The 12,251-nt window shown below is 42.2% G+C and carries 11 protein-coding genes; all 11 read right to left on the bottom strand.

The features are described 5' to 3' along the window. Positions 1-43: 43 nt before the first annotated feature. A complete protein-coding gene (locus AC1TO8_RS05690; RefSeq protein WP_482054644.1) occupies positions 44-1,054 on the bottom strand; it encodes an anti sigma factor C-terminal domain-containing protein in 1,011 nt (336 codons plus the stop codon). Next, entirely contained in the window at positions 1,051-1,320 is a 270-nt protein-coding gene (locus tag AC1TO8_RS05685; RefSeq protein ID WP_482054643.1) for an RNA polymerase sigma factor, read from the bottom strand. Before AC1TO8_RS05685 ends, AC1TO8_RS05690 begins: the two co-directional genes overlap by 4 nt. Further along, on the bottom strand, positions 1,218-1,472 hold the full coding sequence (locus AC1TO8_RS05680) for a sigma factor (protein ID WP_482055223.1): 255 nt from the start codon (positions 1,470-1,472) through the stop codon (positions 1,218-1,220). The genes AC1TO8_RS05685 and AC1TO8_RS05680 overlap by 103 nt, the downstream gene beginning before the upstream one ends. 606 nt (positions 1,473-2,078) lie before the next feature. After that, complete coding sequence (dnaJ, locus tag AC1TO8_RS05675; RefSeq protein WP_482054642.1) at positions 2,079-3,203, bottom strand: molecular chaperone DnaJ; 1,125 nt, start codon at positions 3,201-3,203, stop codon at positions 2,079-2,081. A 143-nt stretch (positions 3,204-3,346) separates the two neighbouring features. After that, entirely contained in the window at positions 3,347-5,188 is a 1,842-nt protein-coding gene (gene dnaK, locus AC1TO8_RS05670) for a molecular chaperone DnaK (protein ID WP_482054641.1), read from the bottom strand. 34 nt (positions 5,189-5,222) lie between these two features. Then, a complete protein-coding gene (gene grpE / locus AC1TO8_RS05665; RefSeq protein WP_482054640.1) occupies positions 5,223-5,786 on the bottom strand; it encodes a nucleotide exchange factor GrpE in 564 nt (187 codons plus the stop codon). A 79-nt stretch (positions 5,787-5,865) separates the two neighbouring features. Beyond that, positions 5,866-7,419: a TCP-1/cpn60 chaperonin family protein gene (locus AC1TO8_RS05660; protein WP_482054639.1), complete on the bottom strand. Its 1,554-nt coding sequence runs from the start codon at positions 7,417-7,419 to the stop codon at positions 5,866-5,868. A gap of 12 nt (positions 7,420-7,431) precedes the next feature. Beyond that, complete coding sequence (hrcA, locus tag AC1TO8_RS05655) at positions 7,432-8,463, bottom strand: heat-inducible transcriptional repressor HrcA (protein ID WP_482054638.1); 1,032 nt, start codon at positions 8,461-8,463, stop codon at positions 7,432-7,434. 109 nt (positions 8,464-8,572) lie between these two features. Next, on the bottom strand, positions 8,573-9,034 hold the full coding sequence (locus AC1TO8_RS05650) for an N-acetyltransferase (RefSeq protein WP_482054637.1): 462 nt from the start codon (positions 9,032-9,034) through the stop codon (positions 8,573-8,575). A gap of 74 nt (positions 9,035-9,108) precedes the next feature. After that, on the bottom strand, positions 9,109-10,305 hold the full coding sequence (hemW, locus tag AC1TO8_RS05645; protein ID WP_482054636.1) for a radical SAM family heme chaperone HemW: 1,197 nt from the start codon (positions 10,303-10,305) through the stop codon (positions 9,109-9,111). 108 nt (positions 10,306-10,413) lie between these two features. Further along, a complete protein-coding gene (gene lepA, locus AC1TO8_RS05640; protein WP_482054635.1) occupies positions 10,414-12,228 on the bottom strand; it encodes a translation elongation factor 4 in 1,815 nt (604 codons plus the stop codon). Between the last annotated feature and the right edge of the window lie 23 nt (positions 12,229-12,251).

The following is a 12,251-nucleotide window of genomic DNA, read 5'->3' as shown; positions in this document are numbered from 1 at the left end:
TATGACATCATGAAATGTAGTTACAAGTTATGTCGGGGATCGATTAATACTTATCCACAAGAGCCCCTAAGACAGCTCCGCGGACATACGGTTGCCCACGAAGAATCTGTATTTCCTTTGCGGTTCCAGTAAGGACAACACCATAAAGTCGAATATCAGTCTCGTCCGGCTGTGATTTCTCCCCCTTCAAATAGTTATAAATTCGATTGAACTCATAATGATATGTCCCATCAAGACCTCGCTCAAGAGAGGATATGAAATCCTTTCCTGTGATTTCTGGACCATCTAGATGAATACCGAATCCATATACCCAACCGTCACTCATTGGATTTGCGTAGCTTATATTGCCGTTTCCATCCTTGTAAGGTTCAAGATACTTTGTATTATCATACGTATCTACCCAATACCACATCTGTGTCAGCTCTGCCGGGATCATAGCCCGTACCTCGGCGAGCGAATAGCTTTTATCAAACGAAATGGCCATCTCCACTAGCTTATCTTCATTCATCTTCTTCACTATAGAAAGATCGTTCAACACCTTATCATTATAATTCACATCGGGAATGTAGAACGCCATTTGCCGCTGTCCATTCTGTCCGTTATAATCACGGGAATATTCAAAATTTTCTTTAAGCATATCAGAGTCGGGAATAGATAGTCTTAATCCGTTGTCACTACCGCTAGGACTAGAGAAGGAAAGTAGTGGTAATACATTATAGACCGTCTTCTTCGTCAGCCATGGAATCGGTACACCTTCAATAACTTTAAACATATTAAATTCGATTCTACCTGATAGAAACCCTGTTTCATCTGTAACCCCTGATACATATTGATTCGGCCCGCTGATCTCTTTAAGCGTATACTCATCCATCACTACATGCTCTGAACTCCAACTCGCAAGATGACCATTGACTATTATCCCGCAGAACAGAACAACTACCGAGACAACTAAAGAAATAGCCATATTTCGGATAAGCGTTCTTCTTTTTGCTTTTTTGATAATATTGGTTAGCTTAATATCATTTTTATTCTCATTTTCCCATGGAGCGGTCATTCTACATCACCTCGATACTTTCTTTGAAATTGTTGACGCGCCTGATATAACCTTGATTTAACATTCTCAACCTTCACTCCGAGCATATCGGATATTTCCCGATAGGAGAGCTCTAATTCATACTTCATAATCAAAATTTCCTTGTGATGAGGCAGGAGTTCGCTTAGTACCAATTCAACCTCTGCCCGTTCCTCTTTCTGTAACAGATTGTCTTCCGGTAAATCCAAGTCTGGTATTTGATAGATTCGATAGGAACTTGAATCCATTTATTCCGGCGACAAAGATCATAGTAGCGGTTGATAGCAACCTTATATAGCCATGCACTTAACTTATTGGCTTCGATTGATTCCAAGTATAAAAAAGCCTTATAGACGGTATCCTGTACGATATCTTCCGCGTCTGCTGGATTAGCTCCCATACGAATTAAGTATTTTCTTATCTCGGTTAACTTAGGTTGAAGTATTTGGTGCAGTTGCCCGGGTTCCATGTTTCACCTCCCATTACATGTATAACGAACAAGGTTTCCAAATGTTATATTTCATCTCATTTTATTACTATGTACTTTCTATGTAGAGCAACAAAGACAACTTTCGGCGTCCTTGGTGGAAGAGTTCATGTACTAGGTGGGAAGGGAATATCTGAGGGCTGCATCTGCTGTTAAAGTCGTGTTCCCTGAATGATCCCCACGAGGATGGAATACAACTTTAAAGGCAGAACGTGAACTTTTCGCTCCACAGCTATTTCCCCGATTTTAACTGTCATCCGTGCACTTATTTCTCGCTAGCCAGCCTATTCTTCTAAATTAAGTGTTGTTTAGGCACTTACTCGCAAGCGTGTTCTCTTATTCCGATTACCGTAGTAAGCAGATTACAGTTTCATTTTTTTAACGGAAGCAGATGCAAGTATGTATGATCATTTAGCTTAAATCTATAAATAAGGGGTAAGCTTCGCTTACCCCAAAACATATACTTTCTACTATATCAAAAAAAGCTCGACCACAGAGGGCCGAGCTTTCAACTTACAATCAATCTCCACGGAACGCTTTCTTCACACGATCAAAAAAGGATTGTTCATGCTCATGTGTCTTTTCACCATCTAATGAAGCAATTTGCCGAAGTAGTTCTTTTTGCTCATCATTTAGATTACTTGGTGTAATAACGACCACTTTAACATGCTGATCACCTTGACCAACACCGCGAAGACGAGGTACACCCTTACCTCTAAGACGGAAGAACGTACCTGTCTGAGTTCCTGCCGGAATCTTGAGCTTTATCTTCTCCGTCAATGTCGGAACTTCAACCTCATCTCCCAATGCTACTTGAGCAAAGGTTAATGGGATCTCACAGTAAATATCGTCCCCTTCACGTTCGAAGAAATCATGATTTTTCACGCGAATGACAATATATAGATCTCCTGAAGGACCTCCACGCAATCCGCCTTCACCTTCACCTGTCATGCGTAATTGTGCTCCGTCATCTACACCTGCAGGGATTTTAACATGAATCTTACGTTGTTTTTTAACTTTTCCTTGCCCATGGCAACTTCCACAACGTTCCTTAATAATCTTACCACTACCACTACAGGTCGAACATGTACGACGGTTGGCCATACGGCCAAATGGTGTATTCTGAATAACTTCTTCCTGTCCACTACCATGACATGTATGACAGGTATTGGGTTTCGTACCGGGTTTAGCTCCAGAACCAAAACATGTATCGCAAGTTTCTGTACGTGGAATAGTAATATCACTCTCTTTTCCAAATACAGCTTCTTTAAATTCGATCGTCATTGTATACTGCAGATCATTTCCCCGTTGTGGCGCATTCGGATCCCGTCTTCCGCCGCCGCCGCCGAAGAACATATCAAATATATCACCCATGCCTCCAAAATCACCACCACCAGAGAAGCCACCGCCCATTCCCTGATTAGGATCGACATGTCCATATTGATCATATCCCGCTTTCTTCTGTCCATCACTCAGAACATCATAAGCTTCCTTGACTTCCTTGAACTTGGCCTCAGCATCATCTGCCTTGTTTACATCCGGGTGATATGTTCGTGCCTGTTTACGATACGCCTTCTTAATTTCTTCATCCGATGCGTCTTTACTGACACCGAGTACTTCGTAGTAATCGCGCTTTCCAGCCACTCTGCCACCCCCACAACATCTCTTTTATCATATCAATAATTACAATCCCATTCTCGCAAAGAGAAAGCCAAAGCACGGGATGCCCCGGCTTTGACCTTCCCTTTCTCCTCCAAGTACTACTTATGAAGGAAACCTTCTATAGGTTACTCTTGTTTCTTATCTTCGTCAACAACCTCATATTCTGCATCCACTACATTATCTTTCTTCGCTTCACCGTCAGCTGCTGCGCCTTCAGCACCTTGTTCTGCTTCGGCAGCTTGCTCATACAGCTTCATAGACAATTGTTGAACAATTTCTGTCAACTCTTCTGCAGCCTTGTTAATTTCTTCAAGGTTATCTGTCTCCAAAGCAGTTTTCACTTTTTCTTTGGCTGCTTCAGCTTTTTCGATTTCAGATGCATCGATCTTCTCGCCTAGATCCTTAATGACTTTATCAGTCGAATAAACAAGTTGGTCAGCATTATTCTTCGCTTCAATCAATTCTTTACGTTGACGATCCTCTTCCGCATGCTCTTCAGCATCCTTCATCATGCGTTCTACTTCTTCATCACTCAAGCCACTTGAAGATGTAATCGTAATTTTTTGGCTCTTATTCGTGCCTTTATCTGTTGCAGATACGTTAACAATTCCGTTCGCATCAATATCAAATGTAACTTCGATTTGTGGTATACCACGTTGTGCTGGAGGAATCTCACCTAGCATGAAGCGTCCAAGGGTCTTATTACCTGCTGCCATTTGGCGTTCACCTTGCAACACATGGATTTCAACACTTGGTTGGTTATCTGCATAAGTTGAGAATACTTGTGATTTACTTGTAGGGATCGTAGTGTTGCGTTCGATCATCTTCGTAAATACACCACCCGCAGTTTCAATACCTAGGGACAATGGAGTTACGTCAAGTAGAACAACGTCTTTCACTTCACCTGTTAGAACTCCGGCTTGAACAGCTGCTCCAAGAGCAACAACTTCATCAGGGTTAACACCTTTATGCGGATCTTTACCAGTCAATTTCTTAATGGCATCTTGTACAGCAGGAATACGTGTAGATCCACCAACAAGAACAATTTTATCTATATCATTCGGAGTCATGCCTGCGTCACTAAGCGCTTGACGAGTAGGTCCTAGTGTACGCTCAACCAATGAATTTGTTAATTCATCGAATTTAGCACGAGTAAGGTTCATTTCTAAATGCTGTGGAACGCCATCAACTACAGTAATAAACGGCAAGGAAATCGTTGTAGTCAATACGCCAGATAATTCCTTTTTCGCTTTTTCTGCAGCATCTTTCAAACGTTGAACAGCTGATTTATCTTTACTTAGATCAATTCCTTGATCTTTTTTGAATTCACTTACGAGGTGGTCAATAACCAATTGGTCAAAGTCATCCCCACCAAGACGGTTATCTCCACTTGTTGCTTTCACTTCAAAGAATCCATCGCCAAGTTCAAGAATGGATACGTCAAACGTACCACCACCAAGGTCATATACAAGAATTGTGTGGTCTTCAGACTTTTCCATACCATATGCAAGTGCCGCTGCTGTTGGCTCGTTAACGATACGTAGAACTTCTAGACCAGCAATTTTACCAGCATCTTTCGTAGCTTGACGTTGGCTATCATTGAAGTAAGCTGGAACCGTAATAACAGCTTGTGTTACCGATTGCCCTAGATATGCTTCTGCATCTGATTTTAACTTTTGAAGAATAATAGCAGAAATTTCTTGTGCTGTATAGTCTTTATCATCAATTTTCTCTTTATGATCTGTACCAATATGACGTTTAATGGACATTACCGTACGGTCAGGGTTAGTAATGGATTGACGTTTCGCTGTTTCACCAACAATACGTTCGCCGTCTTTCTTAAAACCTACAATGGATGGTGTTGTACGTGCACCTTCTGGGTTAGGAATAACAACGGCCTCGCCGCCTTCCATAACTGCTACACAAGAGTTCGTTGTACCTAGGTCAATCCCGATTACTTTACTCATTTTAAAATTCCTCCTTTTTATATATAAAACTTAATTATTCACTAACTTTAACCATCGCTGGACGAAGTAGCTTATCTTTCAAGATATAACCCTTTTGAACTTCCTCAACAACAGTTCCCTCTGGATAAAGGTCGCTTTCCACTTTCATAATAGCCTGATGATACTCCGGATTAAACGGCTGACCTACTGTCTCCATAACAGTTAATCCTTCAGCCTGTAAGGTACTTTCCAATTGACGGAAAATCATGTCCATCCCTTTTGAAAAAGACTCCACCTGCTCATTTGAAACATCGACAGCAAACGCTCGTTCAAAGTTATCCATGATCGGCAAAAGTTCCGTGATTAGCTTGATAGAAGCATATTTAGCGGAATCTTCCTTCTCTTTCTGTGTACGTTTACGAAAATTATCGAAATCAGCTTGGGCACGCAGAACACGTTGTTGATTCTCATCAGCAAGAGCTTGCAGACGCTCTAGCTCAGTTCGTACACCGGGTTCTTGTTCAAGCGAAGACTTTGATTGTTCCTGATTTACTTCTTCTACGATGTCTGTCTCTATTTCTTCTGAAACATTATTTATTTCCTGTTGTTCCTCTTTCATGGTGTCTCCACCTCCTTAACCTAGTTTGAATACAATCACTTGATTATGTTGTGTGAGTTCACTGAGGTGTTCGGTATTCCTAATCATTTAACCGTCCATCCTCTTCCCTCATCTTAATCACATTATGAATACGAAGTATTGCCATTGCGACTTCTCCAGCAGCTTTCAGTCCATGGGACTTGACAAGCGCAGGATCAACAATTCCCTCAAGCTCGTAATTAATAACATGACCTGTGTCGCAATCAATCCCCATACTGTCGCAATCTTCTGTAAGCTGAGCTGCGCGTGCTTCCTCTAATTTCTCAAGAGGATTATAGCCAGCATTTAGCAATATTTGTGACATTGGCTTCCTTAATGCTGCTGCGACAGCTGCAACTCCGAAAGCTTCCATCCCTGTGATTGTTTCTCGCTGACGCTCTAACTCATAGGAAATGGCCAATTCAGTTGTACCTCCACCAGGCAGCACGCCTCCTGATACGGCAGCCTGTAATGCTGACGCCGCATCTCCTGCGATCCGTGCTGATTCCCCCACCACTTCGGCCGTGCTAGCTCCCACGACCACAGTAACGAATGGTTCTTGGTTATTGGCTTGAGATTGCATACGGACACGTTCAAGCTCCTCATCATAAGTTACCTGAGGAGAGTATCCTAATACAAGCTGTAGCTGTTCAGAATTTTTATGTAGCGCTGTACGTCTTACTGGAACAGCCCTCGTCATCTCACATACACGGTTAATATCAACTCGGCTTAATCGCTGAATGACTAGTATACCATGATCAATGCAGAACTGTTCGGCATCAGGATGGATGCCCCGTTCCAATAGAATCACGCCTACCCCGAGTTCACGTAAGCTTAGTAATTCTCTACTGAACTGTTCACGCAGATCCATATAGCGCGCAAATCCAGCCTCCGTAGTTAATACTTCTTCATCTAGAGCCTCTGGCTCGAGTGCATCTTGAAGTACTAATATCCGGACATCCTCCAGTACCTTATTCCCTCGAGAATGCAACGGTTTCTGGCGTAACAACAAGCCTTCATATACTTCGTTATCAGCTTTCTCAATCGCAATTACACAGTTCGCTAAGTTAAATGTGGGTTCCTTCATTCTTTCCACACCTACTTTGGAAGCAGCATCCATCACTAGCCTCACAATATCCCTACGTTCTCGACCCGCTACGTAAACAGTCTTCTCCAATAAAGGATCATATAGCCCCTGAATCATTCTCGTTCGACGCTGTAATGATTGTATCGCAAACTCAATGCCTTGTTGCATACCAGAGACTACTTTGGAAGCCGGAACTCCCTTCATGATCTGCACAACACCTTCTTGTACCAGCGCACCTGCTAGCACAATCGCCGAGGTCGTTCCGTCTCCGACTTTTCTTTGCTGTGATCTTGCCACTTGAATCAGTAAACTGGCTGCAGGATGACTTACATCTATTCTGTCCAAAATAGTAACTCCATCATTGGTAATGATTACTTCTCCTCTGGAACCGACAAGCATAACATCGAGTCCCTTCGGACCGAGTGTACCCTCAACCGCAGAAGTAATCGCGCGGACCGCATTACTATTGTTAAGCAAGGTTGAGTAGCGTTCCTCTCCCTCGCGAAGTGATTGCTGTCCTTGACTCATCTGTTCCACTCCCTATTTGTACCAGTGTGACAATAGTGTTGTCAAATCTTTAGAAATAACCCCCATGATGCTCATGACTCTGGCATACTCCATCCTTGTTGGCCCTAATATTCCAATAGTTCCTAAAGACTCTCCTTCTAATGAATACGTAGCTGTAATCAAGCTACAATCAGCGAATGCCTTATGATCATTCTCTGTACCGATCCTTACCTGAATCCCACTCCCACTAGCACTAGGATCCATCATCTTCATTAAGGTCGGTGTTTCTTCAAGTAGATCTAGAACAGCTTTCACTTTATCGACATCTTTAAATTCGGGCTGCGTAAGCATATTCGTCGTACCACTCAGGTATACTTGGTGTTCACTCTCACGATCCAATATAGAATCCAGAACGATAAGTAGTTCTTCATAGTGCGATGTGTATCTCGCAAGTTCCTCTGCAAGTTCAGAGTATAAACGAGATTTCAACTTAAATAGCGGAACGTTAACAAGCTTACTATTAAGCAAATTCACCACTTTCTCCATTTCTGAAACAGAGACGCCTGGAGGGATGGCTACCGTCTTATTCTCTACTTGTCCTGTACTTGTCACGATGATAGCGACCGCAGTCGTCTCATTGAGTGGAAGCAGCTGGAAATGACGTAGTGACGTATGGAATACTTCTGGACCTAGCAATATCGATGTATAATTTGTCATATGAGAAAGTATTGTAGCTGAGTGCTGAATAACCTGTTCCATTGCATTTAATTTCTCTGCATAAAAGGATCTAATCTTATTGCGCTCAACAGGGTTAATCGCAATCCAAGGAGCCATATGATCTACATAATAGCGATAACCTTTATTGGATGGTATCCTTCCGGCCGAAGTATGGGGTTGTTCAAGAAATCCCAATTCCTCCAGATCAGCCATTTCATTACGAATTGTAGCTGGGCTATACCCAACATCAGCTCTCTTAGATATGCTGCGAGAACCAACAGGTTCGGCAGAACGAATATAATCATCAACAATAACATTCAATATCATTCTTTGACGTTCAGTTAACAACTCTTTCTCCTCCTCGCAGCAATCTTTGTTAAACATATCGTTAGCACTCACAACCATTGAGTGCTAACTGCTAATATAAAAATACCAAACTGACCTATTTGTTGTCAAGTCAGTTCAGTATCTTTAGAACAGCTATTTCATCACAGCAATGCTGTTTACAACAAAAGACGCAGTCAGTCCACACCTTTTCAGGGAAAATTTCTTTCTCTACCACATCAAATCCATTCTTAATAAAAAAGGATACTTCATATGTTAAGGCCATCACTTTGGGAATCTTCCGATTTCTAGCTTCTTCTATTAGGGCAATTACTAACTTGGACCCAATTCCCCGACCCTTATACTCTTCCCCAATACCTAATGATCGTATCTCCACTAAATCATTTCCTAGCTGGAATAATGATCCACAGCCAACAGTTTGACCATCGATCTCCGCTACAATAAATTGATCCAGTTGTTGTTCCAACACCTTACGTGAACGTGGAAGCATTATTCCCTTTTCAGCATATCCTTGTATCATCACAAATAGATACTCTATATCTTCAGGAACCGCTTTCCTGCATACCGCCGACATCCTGCTCTCCTCCTTACACATGCTGCACAATAATATGAATAAATATACAACAGCACGCATAAAAGTTCAAGATGTTAATTTTCCACAAGCGATCCTACGAATTCACCAAACACATCATTGCCGAACAATATTCCCTTATCACTCAATCGATAACCTTCATCGGTCATGTCAAGAAGTCCCGTATTCACCATCTTCTCAAGTTGCTTGGCAAACACGACATCCATCTGTACTTCAAACTGTTCTTCGAAATGAGCTTTGGTTACGCCCTTGAGCACTCGTAATCCAACCATTAAGAAATCCTCCATGGCTTCTTCTTTCGATATAAGAAAGCTATCTAGACGTGGGAGGCCTTGTTTCACTGCCTCGACATAGGGATTGACCCCTTTTATATTCATGTGACGCTTTCGACCTACGTATCCATGCGCACCCGCACCAAGACCGTAATAATCCTCATTTAGCCAGTACGTCATATTATGTCTGCTTTCAAATCCTGGCTTGGAAAAATTACTGATTTCATATTGATCATAGCCCGCTTGCTTCATCCGATCCATCAATAAAAGATACATCTGAAGCTCATCATCCTCATGCGGTAATGGCAACTGATTCTTCTGATACATCGTATGGAAAAGCGTGTTTTCTTCTACTTTTAAGCTATATATTGAATAATGGTTTAGATTAAGCTCCAGCGCCTTTGTCACGCTCTCTGCCAGCATCTCTAATGTCTGATTCGGAAGTCCAAACATCAGATCAATAGACATGTTATCAAATCCTGCTTTACGGGCATTCTCTAAACTGTGATAGACATCATCTGTATTATGAATCCGTCCAATGTCTGAGAGTAACTTATTCTGAAATGCTTGAACACCGAAGCTAACACGGTTCACACCGCCTTCTCTCATCACTGTCAATTTCTCCAAATCTGTCGTCCCAGGATTGGCTTCCATAGAAAACTCAATATCATCTGACCAGTCTGGGAAATGAGTACGTACCGAGTTCAGGAAATATTTCATCTCATCAGGTTTCAGAACTGTCGGTGTTCCTCCACCAACAAAGATACTTTTGATTTGTCCCGGGGGAGTGTGTGCAACTGTTAATTCCATTTCTCGATCTAAGGCAACCAAATAATCCATTACGGGCTGATCCTTCAATACATATGAATTAAAGTCACAGTAGAAACACTTATTGGTGCAAAAAGGAATATGCAAATAAATCGCTTGAGGTTTACGGCTTCCCTGATAAACATTTTGCTTATGATGCTGAAGTTCAGCCATAATAATTACCTCCCAAAATTTTACTTATTTTTTCTTAGAAAAGGGGGGGCCGCAGCGGCCCCCCTGTAAATAGTTTCACTCTATATACATATAACATACTTCAGCTGATCAGTCGTCGACTTTCAATACCGCCATAAATGCTTCCTGCGGAACTTCAACGCTTCCGACCTGCTTCATGCGCTTCTTACCTTCTTTCTGCTTCTCAAGCAGCTTCCGTTTCCGTGAAATATCTCCGCCATAACATTTAGCCAATACGTTTTTGCGCATAGCTCTTACTGTTTCCCGCGCAACGACTTTCGTTCCGACTGTAGCTTGAATAGGTACCTCGAACATTTGACGAGGAATAATTTCACGTAGCTTTTCACAAATAACACGTCCACGATTGAATGAGCGATCCCGGTGAACGATGAATGAAAGTGCATCCACTTGCTCATTGTTAAGCATGATATCCATTTTGACAAGATTCGATCTACGGTATCCGGATATTTCATAGTCGAAAGATGCATACCCCTTCGTACCGGACTTTAACTTATCAAAGAAATCATAGACAATTTCCGAGAGTGGAACTTCATAAATGATCGTAACACGATTAGCGTCTAAGTACTCCATATTAACGAACTCTCCACGTTTGTTCTGGCACAGCTCCATAACCATTCCTACATAATCATTCGGTACGATGATGGATGCCTTAACATAAGGTTCTTCCACATGATCAATTTTACTAAGCTCCGGATAATTAGATGGGTTATCAATCTGAATCAAATCCCCATTGGTCATTGCGATCCGATAGATAACACTCGGTGCAGTTGTGATCAGCGGGATATTGAATTCACGCTCAATTCGCTCTTGAATGATCTCCATATGAAGTAACCCTAAGAATCCACAACGGAATCCAAAGCCAAGTGCACTCGATGACTCGGGTTCAAAACTGAGAGATGCATCATTTAGCTGAAGCTTCTCTAGTGCTTCCCGTAAATCGACATATTCCGATGTCTCAATCGGATACAGACCGCAATATACCATCGGATTGATTGTCCGATATCCCGGTAGCGCTTCTGCTGTCGGATTCTTCAGACTAGTTACTGTATCCCCTACACGTGTATCCCCTACATGCTTAATCCCGGCAATGATAAAGCCGACATCTCCCACTTTCAGCTCATCCACGATGGTCATGCTAGGCATGAAGGCACCAACCTCGATGACTTCAAACGTTTTGTTAGTTGCCATCATCTTAATCTGGGATCCTGCTTTTATACTCCCATCCACTACACGGATATAGACGATAACGCCCTTATATGGGTCATAATGCGAGTCAAAGATCAAAGCTTTCAACGGTTGTTCTGGATCTCCCACCGGAGATGGAACCTGCTTTACGATCTGCTCCAAAATTTCCTTGATACCAATGCCTGCCTTCGCTGAAGCTAGTACAGCTTCGCTTGCATCCAACCCAATAACATCCTCAATTTCCTGTCTTACGCGTTCTGGATCTGCGTTAGGTAGATCAATCTTGTTAATAACAGGTAAGATCTCCAAGTTGTTATCCAGTGCTAAATAGACATTCGCGAGGGTCTGAGCCTCAATTCCCTGTGCAGCATCTACGATGAGCAATGCGCCTTCACAGGCTGCTAGACTTCGAGATACTTCATACGTAAAATCTACGTGCCCCGGTGTGTCAATTAAGTTTAGAATATATTCTTCACCATCGTCGGCACGATATAATAAATTAACGGCCTGTAACTTAATCGTAATTCCCCGCTCGCGTTCAAGGTCCATCTTATCCAGCACTTGCTCCTGCATTTGGCGGGAAGACAATGCGCCAGTATACTCTAGAATACGGTCAGCCAAGGTAGATTTACCATGGTCTATATGGGCAATGATACTAAAATTACGAATTTTCTTTTGTCTCTCAAATACGTCCTTCATTCGTTACCCCCACAAACAGCCTG

It is taken from the genome of Paenibacillus sp. Y859 (genome assembly GCF_056786405.1).
Note: the sequence above shows the minus strand (reverse complement) of the source record. Positions and strands in the feature narration are given on the sequence as shown.

Excerpts from the sequence above, each read along its gene's own strand:
- AC1TO8_RS05690 (WP_482054644.1), bottom strand. The coding sequence starts at position 1,054 with ATGACCGCTCCATGGGAAAATGAGAATAAAAATGATATTAAGCTAACC.
- grpE (WP_482054640.1), bottom strand. The coding sequence starts at position 5,786 with ATGAAAGAGGAACAACAGGAAATAAATAATGTTTCAGAAGAAATAGAG.
- AC1TO8_RS05680 (WP_482055223.1), bottom strand. The coding sequence starts at position 1,472 with ATGGGAGCTAATCCAGCAGACGCGGAAGATATCGTACAGGATACCGTC.
- AC1TO8_RS05685 (WP_482054643.1), bottom strand. The coding sequence starts at position 1,320 with ATGGATTCAAGTTCCTATCGAATCTATCAAATACCAGACTTGGATTTA.
- AC1TO8_RS05660 (WP_482054639.1), bottom strand. The coding sequence starts at position 7,419 with ATGAGTCAAGGACAGCAATCACTTCGCGAGGGAGAGGAACGCTACTCA.
- dnaK (WP_482054641.1), bottom strand. The coding sequence starts at position 5,188 with ATGAGTAAAGTAATCGGGATTGACCTAGGTACAACGAACTCTTGTGTA.
- lepA (WP_482054635.1), bottom strand. The coding sequence starts at position 12,228 with ATGAAGGACGTATTTGAGAGACAAAAGAAAATTCGTAATTTTAGTATC.
- hemW (WP_482054636.1), bottom strand. The coding sequence starts at position 10,305 with ATGGCTGAACTTCAGCATCATAAGCAAAATGTTTATCAGGGAAGCCGT.
- AC1TO8_RS05650 (WP_482054637.1), bottom strand. The coding sequence starts at position 9,034 with ATGTCGGCGGTATGCAGGAAAGCGGTTCCTGAAGATATAGAGTATCTA.